This is a genomic window from Fibrella aquatilis, from assembly GCF_017353255.1.
Classification (GTDB): domain Bacteria; phylum Bacteroidota; class Bacteroidia; order Cytophagales; family Spirosomataceae; genus Fibrella; species Fibrella aquatilis.
The window spans coordinates 78,337-95,449 of record NZ_JAFMYU010000022.1; the positions used below are offsets into that span (position 1 = coordinate 78,337).

Below are 17,113 nucleotides of genomic sequence, written 5' to 3' on the forward strand. Positions count from 1 at the left end.
AGCGGTTGGCCTATCGCCAGGACCTTGCCCCATAAACCCAACTCCCACAGGGGCTGATGGTGAGCAAGATACTTGAAACAAACGAACGTACCCACACCTTTACACCCCTGTTTCGTTGGGCATCCCAACTTAACCTCACAGGAGTTTATCCTGTCAGCGGAAACCTGCCCCACGAGTGACCCGCAAAAGCCGAGGCGGGACAAAGCGCGGAGCCACGATGCGCGAAGCCGCCGAGCGCGAAGTCAGGTACGTTCCTTATCAACTTCGGTATATCGCAGGTACGCTGTCCCGCTCAAAACCTGCCTTACCACCAAGTTTGGCTTGTCAAAAGTTGCCGTCGCTCAGGTATGTTTACCAAGTCCTTTCAAAACTATAATTCATAAAGAGGCATGCTAAACTTAATAACTATCTCATCTTTTGAATAAACTTCAGTGCTAAATTTTGTTTGCTTGCTCTGTAGATATGAGTTTGTAAAACCATTAGCATTTCTCTCTGATGATGGTTGCAGACGTATTAAGCCTTCTACAACAGATTTTAAAGTGTAACCAGTGGCGGGTACAACTACGTCGATAGGAATTATATTTGTAATTTCGAAGCTTACTCTTTTGTAATCAAAAGGAGAAATTAAATAATTGTATCCAAATGAAAAGATATTGAGCGGCATAGTTAAATCGAAGGCACTACAAAATTCCCCATTACAATAATTCTGTTGAATCAAATTAATTTTGCCAACCTTTATCGTTTCGAGTAGAAAATTAATGTTAGATTCTTTGCCACTAAACTCAAAAAAACGATATAGGGATGTTTTTTTATAATCAACATTTGTTATCCAATTGCTTATAAAACTCGATCCAGTAGTAGGCACGGAAAATGTGTAAGAGTATACATTCGCTGTTTGTAAAATATTCTGCGTGGGAGTTCCCTCCCTGATTTCGTATAAATCCGGCATATTTATAGTGACATAACCTTGTGTTGGAGCGTTCGACTTTATATTAACATTTATCATTATAACTGAAACTATATTGCCAGTTTTTATTTTGAGGGTGATAGTAAATATGCCGCCTCTTTTGAAACTATGCTTTACTTCTGCAATACCAGTAACTTTTGTTGGAGGTGTGTTATCGCCAAAGTCCCATTCAAATTGCGTATCGGAGGTGGGTTTATATGTAGACCCGCCAACTTTGAAAACATAATCAGTATCAACTTGACCTTGTTGATTAATAGGTGCTCCTGTAGAGCTAGATATACTCAATTCTTCAGAATTAATCGTAAACCATTTGAAATCTGCCCATTTAAACTCCCCATCCAATGAATATTTGGTTTTGCGATATACCCCAAGAGTGTTAGTACCGGCTGGAAGTTCATAAAAACGGATTCCATCTGCACTAAGACCATAAGGGTTTTGCTTACTTCTTTCTGGAATTTTGTTCCCTTTCGTATCAACCAGAGAAAAGTCAACATTTTGGTCATCTACTTTATTGCTAATGCCGATCACATTAAAACTAGTAGCTACAGCCATTCCATCTACTAATTTTTGCTTGCCATTTGCGGTTGATATTTCATATTCATTGACGAATGAATTGATAGGGTATAGCGTCCGGTTGTTCACAGAAGTCCAATAATTATCGAGTTCTGTTTTGTTAATGAATACTGGTGATAACCAAGCAAATTGGTCGAACTTCTTTATTTTTGTAGCCAGTAAACCTGAATCATAATTTTTAAAACCTGAACTTCTATCGAAGGATAAAGTGCGCGTAGTACCAGGAAAATTAGGGTCTGCGATTAACAAATCTGTTTTTGTTTTTCCTGTCACAACTACAGTCACAATTACATTACTTGTTTTATCGTATAAACCTAATAATTGAGGGTCTTTTTGAGCATTTAAAAGCCAATTATAGGAAATATTATAGAAAGTCAATATATCATAAGAATTCTTTTGAAAATTGTTAGGGAAATATTCTTGATAGGGAAATAGCTTATCACCTTCCCGTAGAACTTCTACTTTGGATGCAAAAGTTAAGCCTAATGCATTGTCCATCCATAATATATCTTTATCATTGCCAATTGATGCTGGTAGAAGATATTTACCTAATTGATCATTACCAAACAATTGTTTACCTGTTTTACTCTTGATGTTAGTGAAATAGTAGTAAGCTCCAATAGCCATCCCATTTGGAATACCTTTAGGGCTGTATTCTGTTCCATAGTTGGCGAACTCCCAATCATCAACAGTTGGCGTAAAAGTTGAATTGAATGTAAGCTGATCTAACTTATCTTGAGAAACTGAGGTGACAATAATATTCAAACCGGGTGTGACAGTAATTCGGCCATTTTTAAAGCTTTTAATTGTGCTGAGTTGATTGGTTTGGATAACAATTCTATTCTTTTCTAACAAAACAGTAGGTAAAAGTTCTAAAGATTCGTCGGCATTAAATGCGAAGGCCGATGCAAAATGACCTTCTGGAAGTTGTATAGGAATTGAAATAGTAATTAATTTATTAGATATATCAGTGATATTATCTTCAATGTGAATTAAAGAAGAAACAGGATTGAAGTACTCACCGAACGTATGATTTAGTATGGAGGAGACAGCTATTTTAATAGTATTGTTTTTGGAGTAACTTCCAGTGGGAATATCTATCTTTAAACCATCGGCCTTTGTTCCACTACCAGAAACATTGATAGTACCTCCAGTTGAAGGAATTTCTTTAGTAATTAGTTCTTTGAGCGGTTCGCTAATCATCGCTCCAAGTTTTATAGGAGGTTCTGGCGGAGTCGGTTGTTCTTGTTTTTTACAGGTGATAACTCCGAATAATACTACAATAAAAGAGCAAATTTTGAGTAATTTTACTTGTGAGAGTTTCATAAAGTCAATTGTTTAGGGTTGCTCCAATCCTATATGTCGTTACAAACTTCGCCAAGGTTGATTTCGCTTGAAATACCCCGAAAGGGGTATATTTACGCTTATCCGTTGCTTGATCCGTGCGAAGCCCCGAACGCGGAGCCTGTAACGCGAAGCTAGGTACGTTCCTGTCGCTCAAGTTAGGCTTGTCGAACGACGCTGCCACACCAAAACGGCCCATGTCGACGAGTTTGGCTTGTCAAACGCTGCCGCCGACGCACTCAGGTACGTTGCCTCGACTCGTGTTTGGCTTGTCGCAGGAAACTGTGAAATGAAAGCAAAGAACGCTGGTAATGAACTACTTAGCCTGTCAACCGAAGCCGCCTTGAAAGCAAATACATGGCCGAGGCCCAACGACCGCAGGGGTTGATGGCGACGTAGGAGCCTTTACATCCCTGCCCGGTTGGGCTGTCCGCGTTGACTTTGCGGCCTGCTGCCTGTCCCCCGACAGCTACCCCACGCAGAGCGCACACAACGCAATGACAAATCGTATTTTACGCTTTACTTACTCGTTCCTTAAACGAGTTTTTCCAAAATTCCCCTCTAAAGCTCTCTGCTATTTCTCTGAAAGACATATAGGAAAACTGTTGTTGAAGGCAAATAATTAACGTGGCAACTAACCATTCCGTTAGAATGAGATTTGTAGTTTTAAAAAAATTAACAACCTCAGGCAGAGTAAATTCTACAAATTCTACTTTGGATATTTCGTAGCTACCATCTTTAGCAATATTCCGTATGGATGCTTCTATTTGATTGCTATCAAGACTTACATATGCCATCCCAATAATTTCATAATGGCATAATGAAGGCATGAATCCAACAGCAAAAAATTTTACATCACCTATAATTTCATTTTCCGTAATTCCTAATTCTTGAAGAATTCCGTGCTTAGCAACTTTCTTTGCCTGAATAGTTCTGTTAATGTCAAAATCGACTATTTCTTCGTTTAAGTGTTCGCATACAGATATACTGTACATCCCACTTGATGAAGCAACATTTTGAGCATTTCGTTTACTAATAATGGCTTGATTATCCTTGGTAATAATTAAGATATTAACACCTAAAGCATGAATGAGATTGAAATTGTTAGGTGACAATTCATAAGGATTGTCGATGATTTGATCATAATATTTTGCTTTAACTGTTTGGCCGTCCGGCAAAATTGTGTTTAAATTTTTTGTTATCAATGAATTATAAAAACTTGACCGTAATGTACGAACAATACACACGTTATGTTCTCCAGTTGCTTCGTCCCTTTTAAAGTGTAAAGATTTTATACCAAAAGGTTTTAAGTCTTGGAAAATAGGTCGCTCACCCTTTCTTTCTCGCTCTTCATTTTGATGCTTTATATCTTGAGAAAGTTTCTGTAGGTCGTCTGGTAGATGTACATACTCATCAGAATGTTGAATATTAACTCTGTAATCTGAGTCTATTCCATCTAATAATCTACAATCTTCTAAAACAATATCACCAATAGAAAATTTCTTGTCCGGTTGCTCAACTTTAGATGGAAGTAGTTTTCTAATTTTCCCTCTGGTGAAGCGTCCAGCCCATTCAACTTTATTATCGACGTATTTTTGAAAGAGGGATGTAAAAAGAACTCCTATTAATGCTCCGAATATTGCTCCTCCTACAAATTCCATTTTAAAAGAACGTTAAAATTTACAACAAGATATGATACATTTTTTGACTCATTCAATCGGAATGTCTCCTATGTCGCACACGATATGCAAATCCAAAGCCTACAATCAGGGACATTTAGCCTGTCAGCCCGCAATCCGCCGAACAAGCAAAAACCTAATTTCTGAGACGTGCAATCTGTCGCCAAGAACCCAGAAATGAAAGCAAAAGACTCAACCTCTGCGGCCTGCAACCTGTCGACCGCAACCCGGAAATGCAGACACTTGATGGACGGGCCACCCAACAACTCCAAGGGCTGATGTGCCCCCAAGATCAGTCAGGAAACGCGACACCACCACGGGCTTTTTCACCCTTGGATCGTTGGGTGCAGTCACGCAGCACTTCGAGTGGCACCTGTCGCAGGTAACACGACCCCGCAGAGCGAACGCTTACTCACTCAACCAGTAGTGAGTCGCCGACTTTGGGCTGCTGCTCATGAGAAATGCCCTGCACAAGATACTGAAACATGTGCGCTTGTTCCTGTTTGAGCACCTCTATATCTGCTTCACTACGCTTAGCTAAACTGGCCCTTGATAGCGTCATATAGTTGATTAGTTCATTATCAAAAAACCGGTGCTTGTCCACCAAATGGGTGAACATCACCCGGCTTTTAACTGTCCAGCATTGCCCGATTAGTTCTGATTTTAGCACCGTCCCTTCGGCAAGTCCTTGGTGGACATGTTGGAGTGTAATTATACTCCCTCTGCCGGTTATGGTAAAACTTTGGTCAACGACGACAACCCGATTCATCAGCTTTATGATCTTAATGACAGAGACATTCTCCTGTCGCCCGCTACACTGAGCACCAGACAAACCACTCACTGTCAACTATTTGCACACAGGTACGTTACTCACATGGTGGACCACCCAACACTCGCGGGGGTGATGGGGAGCGAAGCGAGCCTTTACACCCCCGCCTGAGTTGGGATGACCCCGCTTGGCTCCGCAGGCGCGCCCCTTGTCGACCGAAAAGGCAGCAGCGCGGAGCGAAGCACAAAGCACTTACGAAATCTGCTCTATCTGGTTGAAAGATTCACTGCTGAGATCATTGTTTTGTATAGAAGGAGTTCCCTGAATATAATCTTCCATCATCAGATAATTTCAATCTAAATTCTTTTGGAGGTTCTGGCGGGGTAGGTGGTAACGGAATACCGTTCTTATCAAATCCTCCATCTTTAGATGGGACCAAAGGTGAAATGTGAACAATTGAATTGTCTTTTGTGTCAAGTTCGTATTCTCCCGAAGCTTTAGATTCAATTGTACCGGATTTAGGTTCAAAATACTTCAAATTATAAACTTTCTCGTTGACTTTGGTAATCTCAAATCTATATGGGTCGTCTGAGGAAACCCAAATACCTGAATAATCAGGGGCTTTTTGACAGCTACTAACCAAAGTAGCTAACAGAATAATAATGAAAAAAATTCTCATAATATTTATATTTAAGGTTTCACTTACGCAGCTAAACTCTCTAATAATAGACTCTCCTGTCAACTATACTTACGGGGGCGTGCGCACTGTCAACAGAGCAACGAATTTTGAAGCCCTCAAATTTTCTCACTCAGGCGTACAAAATGTCAGCCGAACCCGCCTAACGCACCAAAGCCGCCCAATCAGGCGTTTGCATTGTCAACGGAAAGCCGGACCTGGAAACCTCAAAACTTGCCCCACTCAGGCGTGCAAAGTGTCGACCAAAAGCCGGACTACGCACCGCCGAACAGCCCCTGAGCCGTGCAACCTGTCGCACGCCCGATGGAACACGCACAAGCCCATGCTTGGACGGGTCACCCAACAAGTTAAAGTACGCAAGGTTGCGGAACTACATTGGATTAACTATCAATGCGCTATAGTTCTGTGATCTGATTTTAGCGTCACAATTGAGCGAACGTGTTGACAAGATCAGAAATGCTATTTTTACTTCCAACTATCTTTATTAAACGTAGTGTGAAACAGAAACAGGTACTTGCTGCCGCCGACCGGGTTTGGGATATTGAGGGCTATCCCAACTATTTCCTTGACGCGCAGGGTCGGCTCTACCGGTTCAATGCACGGGGCGAGATAATCGCTCTAAAACGGGCGGTCAAGCGATACACAGTCGGGTACGTGCTGAAAAGCCGTTTTTTTAGTCTGTCGCAACTGCGCCCAATGCTTCGGAAACACGTAGCGATCAACCCGTTATATGTCATCTAACGGGCTTTTGACGGTGCTGATTCACTCGTATAGTTAATTTCCCGATGGTTTTTGTACGGCGTTGAGGATGGCCGTCAGCGTATGCCCAAACCCATCGAGCCGTTCGTTTATCGCGGCCTGACCAGCCTCCAACTTAGCTTGCCCGGCTTCTAGAGCGGCCTGTCCGGCAACAAGTTTAGCGATCTGTTCTCGCTGGTCAGCCTGACCGCGCAGGAGGAAATTGATATCGTCGCTTTGGTGACTGGTGGTCTCGATGAGGGTGGCGATACCGGTATTGACGCGGCGAAGTTGCGCGGTGTGGAGATCTAATTGGGCGGCGAACTCACCGATTACAGGTTCAAGTTGGTCAAGGCGTTTATCAGGTGTCATTCCGTAGGTGTTTGTCCAAAGATATTGACGCTTGCTCTTAATTACAATTCATCCAGAGGGCTTTTGAAGGTGCTGATTTTGTCGGCGGTGACGTGGGTGTAGCGCATGGTGGTCAGGATGCTCTCGTGGCCCAGTAGCTGCTGGATATTTCTGATGTCCATGCCCGATTCCAGCAAATGCGTGGCGAATGAATGCCGCAGGGAATGAATACCGCCGCGTTTGGTCAGTTTTGCATAGCGCGTAACATCGCTGTAGACGAGTTGAATGGTCCGGGTAGCGAGGGGTTCACCAGTCTCTACGTTTTCAAACAAATAGGTTTGCGGGGTATGAACCACCACATATGCATCAAGAACGGCTTCTAGTTTGTCGGTGAGCATGACCACGCGGTCTTTTTGCCCTTTGCCGCCCCGTACTATAATCAGCCGCCGGACGCGGTCAATGTCGGTAAGGCGGAGGTGGGCCACTTCACTCAGGCGCAGGCCGGTGGCGTAGACGAGCTTGAACAGCGTCCGGTATTTCAGGCTGGTGGTAGCGGCGAAAATAGCCTTTACTTCGACCACGCTGTAGACGGTGGGGAGCTTGGTGGGCAGGCGTGGATACTGAATGTCGTAATACGTTTTATCGCGGCCAAGTACTTTCTCCTGATAGAATTTCCAGCCGTTGATGTGGACATTGATGGTGGACGGGCTGAGGCGTTTTTTCTGGATCAGGAAGAGCAGGTATGTCTGAAAAGCGGCCTTATCGAGCGTATCGAGGGGTTTTGGCTCGGCATACCGGATCAGCGCGATCAGGGCCTGCCGATAGTTTTTAAGCGTTTTACGGCTGTAGTTCAGCCGTACCAGCGTCTCGCAAAGGGCCACAATAACGGGGTGGCTGTTGAACGCGCTGTCGGGCGGGGCCGGTCCGGCGTTCCGGTAGCGGAACGGCCTGGGTTTGGGCGGCGGCACATGGGCGGGCGGCCAGGGCGGATTGGTAGCCTGTTCCAGTTGGATGGGGGTGGCGTCGGGTTTGTAAAGCCGCACCACGGCCTCGTCAAACCGGCAGTAGTCTTTGCCGAATAGCCGCCCGATCTGCATGATGCTCTCGCGGGTATTGGGCACGGTCCAGCAGCGGCGGCTGTAGCTCCAGCGGCGGCCAGGTACGTTGCCAATGAGGTCGTTACCAACGGGGTCGGTCGGGAAAGTAACAGTGAGCAGGGCGGGGTCGCGGTGGTCCAGGGAAATGGTGAGCATGTATTATAAAAGCAAGAAGTGAGAGGCAAGAAACAAGAAAATGGAATAGCCCACTACGTCTTATTTCTTGCCTCTCATTTCTTGCTTCTTACTCACTTACAACTCAAACGTGATGCCCTGCGCCAGGGGCATGGTGGTGCCGTAGTTGAGGGTGTTGGTCTGGCGGCGCATGTAGGCTTTCCAGGCGTCGGAACCCGACTCGCGGCCACCACCGGTTTCTTTTTCGCCGCCAAACGCCCCACCAATTTCAGCTCCCGACGTGCCGATGTTCACGTTGGCAATGCCACAGTCGGACCCGGCCACGCACAAAAACTGCTCGGCTTCGCGGAGGTTGAGCGTGAAAATCGCCGATGACAACCCCTGAGGTACGCCGTTTTGCAGGGCAATGGCCTCGTCAATCGTTCTGTACGACATGACGTAGAGGATAGGAGCGAAGGTTTCGCGCTGCACCACGGGCCACTCGTTACGCGCTTCGGCCACGCAGGGTTTTACGTAACAGCCTGACTCATAACCAGTTCCGTCCAGCACACCCGGCTCGACAATGAAGGTACCACCTGCCGCCCGGATCTCGGTTATGGCTTTCTGGTAGTTGGTCACCGCCTCTTTATCAATCAGCGGGCCGACGTGGATACCCATTTCCAGCGGGTCGCCGATGTGGAGCTGGGCGTAGGCGCGGGCCAGGCGGGTGCGTAGTTCGGGCAGGATGCTCTCGTGCACAATCAGTCGGCGGGTGGTGGTGCAGCGTTGCCCGGCGGTGCCCACCGCGCCGAAGACAATGGCCGGAATGGCAATGTCGAGGTCGGCGTGGGGCGAGACGATGATGGCGTTGTTGCCGCCCAGTTCGAGCAGGCTGCGGCCCATGCGTTCGGCCACGGCTACGCCCACGGCCTTGCCCATACGGGTGCTGCCCGTGGCCGACACCAGCGCCACGCGGGGGTCACGCGCCAGCCATTCGCCCGCGTCGCGCCCGCCCGTTACGAGGCACGAGACGCCTTCGGGCACGTCGTTGTTGCGCAGCACGTCCTGGATAATCTGCTGACAGGCGAGGGCCGTCAGCGGTGTTTTTTCGGAGGGCTTCCAGATGCATACGTCGCCGCAGACGAAGGCGAGCATGGCGTTCCACGACCAAACGGCCACGGGGAAATTGAACGCCGATATGATGCCAACCACACCCAGCGGGTGGTACTGCTCATACATGCGGTGGGCGGGGCGCTCAGAGTGCATGGTGAGGCCGTAGAGCTGCCGCGACTGACCCACGGCGAAGTCGCAGATGTCGATGATCTCCTGCACTTCGCCGAGGCCTTCTTGCAGCGATTTGCCCATTTCGTAGCTCACCAGGCGGCCCAGGTCGTTTTTATATAGCCGAAACTGGTCGCCCATCTGCCGGACGATGTCGCCGCGTTTGGGGGCGGGCACAAGCCGCCACTGCAAAAATGCCGCCTGCGCGGTCTCGACCACGCGGTCATAATCGGCGCGGGTGCTGGCATAGACGCGAGCAATAAACTTGCCATCGACAGGCGAATACGAGTCGATGGTCTTATCAGACGAATGCCAGAACTGCTGCCCGGTGCTGGTGCCGGGCTTAGAGCTTTGCTGAGGAACGGGGAGGATGTTTTCCATGAATTTGGGGGAGGAGGGGGAGGAGAGGGACCAAGGGGAAGGAAGGGATTGCCTTCTCACAGGTAATTACACTGGCGAAGCAATCCCTTCCTTCCCCTTAGTCCCTCTCCTCCCCCTCCTCCCTCTTATGATAATCGATCTTTAAAACTGTCATAACCATATTCCCGCACCAGTTCGAACGATCCGTCTTCTTTGTGGATGCCGATGGCGGGGAGGCCGACGCCGTTGAAGGTGGTGGTTTTCACCATGGTGTAGTGGATCATGTCTTCAAACACGATGCGGTCGCCCACCTTCAGCGGTTCGTCGAAGGAATAGTCGCCCATGAAATCGCCGGCGAGGCAGGTCATGCCGCCGAGGCGGTAGGTGGGTTTGCCCGCTACAGGTTCCTGGTAGGCATCGCGGATGATGGGCTTATAGGGCATCTCCAGTGTGTCGGGCATGTGGGCGGCAAACGACGTATCGAGCACGGCCACGTCAATGCCCTGACTATCAAATACATCGAGCACCGTGCTGACTAGCACGCCCGTCTGCCACGCAATGGCCGAACCGGGTTCCATGATGATGTCTACGTTGTATTTTTCGCGGAATGCTTTCAACAGGCCAATCAAGTGGTTGGTATCATAACCTTCGCGGGTCATGAGGTGGCCGCCGCCCATGTTCACCCATTTGGCCTGGTGTAGCAGATCGCCGAAGCGTTCTTCGAGGGCCTCCAGAGTACGCTCCAGCGTATACGAATCGTTTTCGCAGAGGGTATGGAAATGCAGTCCCTCCAGCCCTTCCGGCAACGTGTCGGGCAATTTGTCCCGCGTCACCCCCAGCCGCGACCCCGGCACGCAGGGGTTGTACATGTCCGTGGCCACCTCCGAATACTGCGGATTTACGCGGATACCGAAAGAAGGGGAGGAAGGAGAAGGGGGAAGAAAGGGAGGAGGGGGAAGAAGAGGTTTGTTTGAAACCCTTTCCTCCCTCTCTTCCCCCTTCTCCTTCCTCCCCTTAAACCTCTCCCACTGACTCCACGAGTTGAACGTGACGTGGCTGCTGCGGGCCAGGATTTCGTCGAACTCATCGTCGCGGTAGGCGGGGACGTAGGCGTGGGCGGGTACGTTCATGTACTCGTTCACGAGCTTGATTTCGTTGAGGCTGCTGGCCGTGGCACCGCTCAGGTATTCGCGCACAAGCGGGAAGGCGCTGAACATGGAAAAGCCTTTCAGGGCCAGAATAATGGTTACCTCCGCTTCGCGCTGAACGGCGTCAATCAGTTCCAGATTGCGGCGTAGTTTGGCCTCGTCGAGCACAAAGCAGGGCGAGGGCACGGCATAGATATCAAACGAGCGCGTTTGAGGCGCGGTCTGTGGCGTTGTCATGGGGCAAAGATAAGGAGTAGCAGTGGGCAGTGGCTTGCGCGTAAGAACTACTCTTGCGTAGCCCTGCCTTCTGCCACTGCCCACTGCTACTCCTTATCTTTGCCCCATGACCATAGCGCCACTGGATTTGATTTTGCTGCTGGGTTCGTTGCAGGGGTCTATCCTGGCTACGCTGCTGTGGTTCAGTCCCAAAGGCCGTGGGTTGTCGAACCGGTTGCTGGCGGCGTTGATTGGGCTGATGGCGCTCATGAGCCTGGCCGTGGGTATGCCCATTAGGCAGCACTGGATGAATTTCGCGCTGGAAATGCTGCCCTTCATCATGGCCATGCCAATAGGACCACTAATTTATTTTTATACGAAGTCTGTACTTGACCCAACGTTTCAGTTAGGCCTGGCTGAACGACGGCAGTTTTACCCGGTGGTGCTCGACTGGGGTAGTCGGCTGATTGGCTGGGTCTTCGTGGGCGGGGTGTTGCTGGGCTTCTTCCGGCAGGAGCAGGGACCAGCCTTTGGGGCCATCATGGACGAGTACAACACCTACATCGATATTCCTCGCTGGATCTCTGTAATGACTTATCTGCTGATTACCAGGCGGTTTCTGAGTGAATTCCAGCCAGTAGCGGCTGATAATCAGCAGTCAGCTTGGCGGTGGCTGCGTCAGTTCGTGAACGTCTTTCTAGTTTTTCAGGCTATCTGGCTGGTGCATCTGGTGCCCTACATTGTACCCAGCCTGCGGGGACCGTTGCTCGATACCTTCGGCTGGTATCCAATCTATATACCCATCACGTTTCTCATTTACTGGCTGGGTCTGAAAGGTTATTTCTACGCTCGCACTAACCGCGACGACCTGCCCCGCCGGAAGCCCGCCACCACTTATGTACCTGACGAGATCGTTGGGAAAACCATTGCTGCGCTGACCTACGCCATGCAAACCGACGCGCTGTATCTCGACCCCGAACTGACTGTAGAGAAGGTGGGGCGGCACGTGCAGCTACCACCAAAGACGATTTCGTTTGTGCTGAATCAGCATTGCCAGAAAAGCTTCAATGCGTTTGTGAACGAGTACCGGATTGAGGCCGTCAAACAACGCCTGACTGACCGAGCCAGCAAACACCTGACGCTGACGGGCATTGCCTTCGAGTGTGGGTTCAATTCGCAGGCCACTTTCCAGCGGGCATTCCGGCAGGCCACGGGTAGGTCGCCGAAAGAGTACGTGGAGCAACAAACAACATCCTGAAAAACAACGCTCAAATCCAGATTTGAGTAGCCGGGTACGTTGTTTATGGTCTGTTTTGGCCAAAAAACGACGTGTTATGAAACAGTCATTGTTGGCAGTGATCTGCCTGCTGAGCCAGCTGCCAGCCTTCCGGGTTCAGGCTCAGCCCGCCAGAACAATTGCCGAAAAAGCGGATGAATACCTGACGGCATCGGCCAGTCTGCACCGGTTCAACGGGACGGTGCTTATTGCCCAAAAAGGCACGGTACTGCTACAGAAAGGGTACGGCTGGCGGAACCAGTCGACCAAAACGCCGAACGATACGGGTAGCATCTATCAGCTTGGCTCCATCACCAAAACGTTTACGGGGGCAGCCATCATGCAGCTACAGGCCGAAGGCAAACTGGCCATCACCGACAAGCTGAGCCAATACCTGCCCGATTACCCCAACGGCAACCAGATTTCGCTGAATGACCTGTTCGCCCATACGTCCGGCATTTACGACTACAAAAACTTTCTCTACACGAAAGACGGCCCGGATAAAGTGGATTTCACGCGCCCTGTTTCCAAAGACAGGATCGTCGCGATGTTCAGTAGCCAACCGACCACGAGCAAACCGGGTGGTAAAGAACACTACACCAACTCGGGCTATTTTCTGCTGGGTTTGGTGATCGAGAAAGTAACGGGCAAGCCGTTTGAAGCGGTGATTCGGGAGCAGTTCATCAATCCGTTGCACCTCACCCAAACCGGCTTCGATTTTGTTAACCTGCACCGTCTGGGAAAAACCACGCCCTACACCCTTCAGGGCGACTCCGTCCGGGTGCTTGTTACCCCTATCGACTCTACAGCGGGCTACGCGGCGGGAGGTATGTTCAGCACCGTGGGTGATTTGTACCGCTGGACGCAGGCCTTACAAGCGGAACGAGTACTGAACCCGGCAGACTGGAAACAGACGCTGACACCCATTGGCAAAACTAACTGGGGCTACGGCTGGGGCGTAAACACATTCAAGACAACGAACGATCTGGTTTTTCAGAATGGTAACCTGCCCGGCTTCGCTACGTACCTGATGCTGTTTCCAAAGACGGACATGGTAATTATCGCACTGGCCAACACCGACGATGCCGCCGACCTCACATCGCTCGAGCCGATTGTTAGAGACCTCGTTTTCATCAGTGCCGACATGCCCTACCAAATCCCTAAAAATAGAAAAGCTATCACGCTGAATGAGAGTATCTTGCGTCAGTATATCGGAAAATACCAGCTAGACAAGAAACGCATCCTGGCTATTACGTTCGAGAATGAAAAGTTGTTTCTGCAAGTGACGGGGCAGGGCAAACTGGAGATTTTTCCGGAAACTGAAACCGACTTTTTCCTCAGCGTCGTCGACGCCCAGCTGACCTTCTACAAAAACGAATCCGGGCAGGTCACGCACGTAGTGATCCACCAAAACGGCGACACGGTAGCGAAGAGGCAGTAAGTCAGTATGCAGTGCTCTGGCGTCAGCAACACTGCATACTGACTTACTGTAGAATTGCATACTGTCAGAAGTACTTCACCAGCCAGCCCATGAGCTTTTGCACCCGGTTGGTGTAGGGGGGGAAGAGGAATTTCATGGTGCCGAAGTCGCGGCGGAGCACGCCCCGGCGGTGCGAGAGTTCCTGGAAACCGAAGTAACCGTGGTAGCTGCCGATGCCGCTGTTGTTGACCCCGCCAAAGGGAAGTTCGGCGTGGGTGAAGTGAATCAGCGCGTCGTTCACCACCGTATTGCCCGACGAGGTGCGGTTCATGACATAGTCAATGTTTTTCTGCTTGCGGCTGTGCAGGTACAGGGCCAGGGGCTTCTCGCGGCTGTTGATGTGGCGGAGGGCTTCGTCCAGGTTTTTCACGCTCACTACGGGCAGGAGGGGGCCGAAGATCTCGTCCTGCATGATCGTCATCTCGTCGGTGACGCCGTCGATCATGGTGGGTTCAACGTAATTGTCGTCGGCGTTGACGCGGCCACCCATGCGCACGGTGGCTCCTTTGGCTACGGCGTCTTCGATCAGGCCTTTCACACGCTGGAAGTGGCGTGGGTTTACAATCCGGGCGTAGCTCTCAGAGGCGGCGCGGGCGGCGGCATCGGCCCCGTACATGCGGTCGACGGCGTTTTTGACTTCGTTAATCAGCGGGATCTTCACCGACTCGTGCACCAGCAGGTAATCGGGCGCAATGCAGGTTTGGCCGTTGTTGAAGAATTTTGCCCACGCCAAAATCTCCGCCGCTTTCACGATGTTGGCCGTCTCATCGACCACAAACGGCGATTTGCCACCCAGTTCCAGCGTCACGGAAGCCAGGTGTTTGGCGGCGGCGGTCATCACGATCTTGCCCAGAGCGGGGCTGCCCGTAAAGAAAATATGGTTAAACGGCAGGTCGAGCATGGTCTGCGCCGTGTTGGCATCGCCTTCAAAGAGTACCACCTCGTCGGGCGAAAACAGGTCGGCAATCATCTGTTTCATCACAGCCGACGTGTGGGGTGTCAGCTCTGAGGGTTTCAGCATACACACGTTGCCCGCTGCAATGGCCGTAGCCAGCGGGCCAATCAGCAAATCAAACGGGTAATTCCAGGGGGCAATAATCAGCACTACACCCTTAGGTTCGTATTTGAGGTAGCCGCTAGTGCCCACCATAGACAGGGGCGTGGGGACGCGCTGCGGCCGCATCCAGGTCTTGAGGTGCTTAATCATGTACCGCAGTTCGCTCATGAGGCCCACCATTTCGCCCAGGTCTACCTCTGCTGATGGCTTCCGAAAATCGGCATACATGGCCTCATAGAGTTTGTCTTTGTTGGTTTCAATCCACGTCTTGATGCGTTTGATTCGCTCAATACGTTCGGCGGCGGTGGTAAGGGCCATGGCCTGTGCGCCCTGCCGGAGGCGGTCGAAGGCGATGGTAATCTGGCGTTTCTGGTCTATCTGAGGGTCCTGCGCGATCATAGGGATAAGCTATTTTTTAGGAAAAATACGAAAAAAGAAAGGGAAGAGTCTCAGATGGCAAGGGATAAGGGGAACGCAGATGACACGGATTGAGCCGGTCCGCCGGTGCGGGATAGACACGGATTTTTTTGGACAGGATTATCAGGATGGCAGGATGAACAGGATTTCTCTTCTGCTTCGGCAGATTAGAGAACCTAAACAAAAAATCTTATTCATCCTGCCATCCTGATAATCCTGTCCAAAAAAATCCGTGTCTATCCGCGTTCCCTTATCCCTTGCTTGAAACGAAAAAATCAGTTGTTTTACTAAAAATTTTGTCAGAACATATTCCCGACCATGACGCTCGTCAGCACCAACATCAAATACCTTCGAAAACTCAATGGCTTAACGCAGGAGCAGTTTTCGCAGCGCATCGGCATCAAACGGTCGCTGTTGGGGGCGTATGAAGAGGCCCGCGCCAACCCCAACTGGAACACGCTAATCACAATTGCTAAACTCTTCAACACCTCCGTCGATCAGCTGCTGAAACAGGACCTCCGCAAGATCCGCGAAACGCCCGACCTGAGTTTACCCATGGGCAAGGCGGGGTCTATACCCCGCGCCTCCAACACCCCGCCGCCTATTTTCAGCGATGATGCCGACGACGAGGAAGTCGACTTCACCACCGCCCCACTCATCAGCGACCCTGTGATGCCCGGCGTAGGCCCCGAACCGCAGCCGTTGGCCAACGTCCTGGAGAAATATTACCGCCCCCCCGGCGAGCAGCGCCCCACCGAACGCACCGAGGTACGGGAATCGCGCCCAGCCCAAACGGGACCCACGCCGGTAGAACGCAGCCCTACCATGACCGGCAGCAGCACCGTAGTAGACCGGGGCGTACCCATTCAGCGACCGCCGTTGGTAGATGAACCCATCCCAACTAACCGGGGCAATATGCCGCCGCAACAACCTGCCTTCACGGCCAGCTACGGTACTGAACCCGTGCCTGCGTTCAATAATCATTATTCCAACCCGCCCCAGGGTACCCAGTCAGCACCCAGCCCGGCCGTGCAGGACCAGTCGGCGCAGACAATCCATTATGTGCAGCGGGGGCAGTATGACGAGTATCAGCACCGTTTCCAGCAGCCCGATTACCTCACGCGCCTACCTACCATGCGCCTGCCCATGCTGCCCACAGGCCAGTACCGCGCCTTCGAGGCCGATGGCGATTTTTTGTTCCCCGGCGCGTGGCTCATCGGCCAGTTTGTGCGTAACTGGTTCGACATCACCGACGGGCAGTTTTATGTGTTGCTGATTCAGCACCAGGGCATTCTGGCGCGGCGGGTACTGAACCAGGTGAAAAACAAAGGCACGCTGCTCCTCACCGCCGACCGCCCCAACGTGCCCAGCCGCGAGGTGGCCCTCAAAGACGTACTGGAAGTCTGGGACGTGAAAGCCTTCGTAAGCCAGCAACTCCCCCCGCCCGCCCCCAACTACGACCGCATCCGCCAGCTCGCCGACGAACTACGTTTTGAAGTAGACAGGTTGAAATGATTTACGATGTACGAATTACGATGTACGATTTATG

General features: G+C 50.5%; 13 protein-coding genes. 4 read left to right on the forward strand and 9 right to left on the reverse strand.

Annotated features, from left to right (window positions below; translation table 11 throughout):
• Window positions 1-370: 370 nt before the first annotated feature.
• The 4 genes from J2I48_RS22315 to J2I48_RS22330 form a co-directional block, all read right to left on the reverse strand.
• Entirely contained in the window at window positions 371-2,866 is a 2,496-nt protein-coding gene (locus tag J2I48_RS22315; RefSeq protein WP_207337723.1) for a PKD domain-containing protein, read from the reverse strand.
• A 530-nt stretch (window positions 2,867-3,396) separates the two neighbouring features.
• Window positions 3,397-4,545, reverse strand: coding sequence for a hypothetical protein (locus tag J2I48_RS22320; RefSeq protein WP_207337724.1), 1,149 nt, complete (start codon window positions 4,543-4,545; stop codon window positions 3,397-3,399).
• A gap of 430 nt (window positions 4,546-4,975) precedes the next feature.
• Window positions 4,976-5,332 carry a hypothetical protein gene (locus J2I48_RS22325; protein ID WP_207337725.1) on the reverse strand — a complete coding sequence of 119 codons (357 nt, stop codon included), beginning with the start codon at window positions 5,330-5,332 and terminating at the stop codon, window positions 4,976-4,978.
• Window positions 5,333-5,627: 295 nt separating this feature from the next.
• Complete coding sequence (locus tag J2I48_RS22330) at window positions 5,628-6,011, reverse strand: hypothetical protein (RefSeq protein WP_207337726.1); 384 nt, start codon at window positions 6,009-6,011, stop codon at window positions 5,628-5,630.
• 513 nt (window positions 6,012-6,524) lie between these two features.
• Here J2I48_RS22330 and J2I48_RS22335 point away from each other — a divergent pair.
• Window positions 6,525-6,770 carry a hypothetical protein gene (locus tag J2I48_RS22335; RefSeq protein WP_207337727.1) on the forward strand — a complete coding sequence of 82 codons (246 nt, stop codon included), beginning with the start codon at window positions 6,525-6,527 and terminating at the stop codon, window positions 6,768-6,770.
• Between the two features lie 33 nt (window positions 6,771-6,803).
• Here J2I48_RS22335 and J2I48_RS22340 read toward each other — a convergent pair whose 3' ends face one another.
• From J2I48_RS22340 to nspC, 4 genes are all read right to left on the reverse strand, one after another.
• The gene (locus J2I48_RS22340; protein ID WP_207337728.1) at window positions 6,804-7,139 is read right to left on the reverse strand and encodes a hypothetical protein; all 336 of its coding nucleotides are present in this window, start codon (window positions 7,137-7,139) and stop codon (window positions 6,804-6,806) included.
• A 41-nt stretch (window positions 7,140-7,180) separates the two neighbouring features.
• Window positions 7,181-8,371, reverse strand: coding sequence for a tyrosine-type recombinase/integrase (locus J2I48_RS22345; RefSeq protein ID WP_207337729.1), 1,191 nt, complete (start codon window positions 8,369-8,371; stop codon window positions 7,181-7,183).
• 96 nt (window positions 8,372-8,467) lie between these two features.
• Complete coding sequence (gene amaB, locus J2I48_RS22350) at window positions 8,468-9,991, reverse strand: L-piperidine-6-carboxylate dehydrogenase (protein ID WP_207337730.1); 1,524 nt, start codon at window positions 9,989-9,991, stop codon at window positions 8,468-8,470.
• A 125-nt stretch (window positions 9,992-10,116) separates the two neighbouring features.
• Window positions 10,117-11,355, reverse strand: coding sequence for a carboxynorspermidine decarboxylase (gene nspC / locus J2I48_RS22355; RefSeq protein WP_207337731.1), 1,239 nt, complete (start codon window positions 11,353-11,355; stop codon window positions 10,117-10,119).
• Window positions 11,356-11,461: 106 nt separating this feature from the next.
• On the opposite strand from nspC, the gene J2I48_RS22360 reads away from it, so the two are divergent.
• Both J2I48_RS22360 and J2I48_RS22365 read left to right on the forward strand, forming a co-directional pair.
• Window positions 11,462-12,592, forward strand: a complete 1,131-nt coding sequence (locus J2I48_RS22360; RefSeq protein WP_207337732.1) for a helix-turn-helix domain-containing protein — start codon at window positions 11,462-11,464, stop codon at window positions 12,590-12,592.
• Between the two features lie 76 nt (window positions 12,593-12,668).
• Window positions 12,669-14,051, forward strand: a complete 1,383-nt coding sequence (locus tag J2I48_RS22365; protein WP_207337733.1) for a serine hydrolase — start codon at window positions 12,669-12,671, stop codon at window positions 14,049-14,051.
• A 64-nt stretch (window positions 14,052-14,115) separates the two neighbouring features.
• On the opposite strand, the gene J2I48_RS22370 is transcribed toward J2I48_RS22365, so the two are convergent.
• On the reverse strand, window positions 14,116-15,546 hold the full coding sequence (locus J2I48_RS22370) for an aldehyde dehydrogenase family protein (protein ID WP_207337734.1): 1,431 nt from the start codon (window positions 15,544-15,546) through the stop codon (window positions 14,116-14,118).
• A 336-nt stretch (window positions 15,547-15,882) separates the two neighbouring features.
• Between J2I48_RS22370 and J2I48_RS22375 the strand changes: the two genes are divergently transcribed.
• Window positions 15,883-17,079 carry a helix-turn-helix transcriptional regulator gene (locus J2I48_RS22375; protein ID WP_207337735.1) on the forward strand — a complete coding sequence of 399 codons (1,197 nt, stop codon included), beginning with the start codon at window positions 15,883-15,885 and terminating at the stop codon, window positions 17,077-17,079.
• The last annotated feature ends 34 nt before the right edge of the window (window positions 17,080-17,113 follow it).

Bases quoted from the DNA above. Each gene is read 5' to 3' on its own strand.
- J2I48_RS22315 (WP_207337723.1), bottom strand. From the start codon at position 2,866: ATGAAACTCTCACAAGTAAAATTACTCAAAATTTGCTCTTTTATTGTA.
- J2I48_RS22320 (WP_207337724.1), bottom strand. From the start codon at position 4,545: ATGGAATTTGTAGGAGGAGCAATATTCGGAGCATTAATAGGAGTTCTT.
- J2I48_RS22325 (WP_207337725.1), bottom strand. From the start codon at position 5,332: ATGAATCGGGTTGTCGTCGTTGACCAAAGTTTTACCATAACCGGCAGA.
- J2I48_RS22330 (WP_207337726.1), bottom strand. From the start codon at position 6,011: ATGAGAATTTTTTTCATTATTATTCTGTTAGCTACTTTGGTTAGTAGC.
- J2I48_RS22340 (WP_207337728.1), bottom strand. From the start codon at position 7,139: ATGACACCTGATAAACGCCTTGACCAACTTGAACCTGTAATCGGTGAG.
- J2I48_RS22345 (WP_207337729.1), bottom strand. From the start codon at position 8,371: ATGCTCACCATTTCCCTGGACCACCGCGACCCCGCCCTGCTCACTGTT.
- amaB (WP_207337730.1), bottom strand. From the start codon at position 9,991: ATGGAAAACATCCTCCCCGTTCCTCAGCAAAGCTCTAAGCCCGGCACC.
- nspC (WP_207337731.1), bottom strand. From the start codon at position 11,355: ATGACAACGCCACAGACCGCGCCTCAAACGCGCTCGTTTGATATCTAT.
- J2I48_RS22360 (WP_207337732.1), top strand. From the start codon at position 11,462: ATGACCATAGCGCCACTGGATTTGATTTTGCTGCTGGGTTCGTTGCAG.
- J2I48_RS22365 (WP_207337733.1), top strand. From the start codon at position 12,669: ATGAAACAGTCATTGTTGGCAGTGATCTGCCTGCTGAGCCAGCTGCCA.
- J2I48_RS22370 (WP_207337734.1), bottom strand. From the start codon at position 15,546: ATGATCGCGCAGGACCCTCAGATAGACCAGAAACGCCAGATTACCATC.
- J2I48_RS22375 (WP_207337735.1), top strand. From the start codon at position 15,883: ATGACGCTCGTCAGCACCAACATCAAATACCTTCGAAAACTCAATGGC.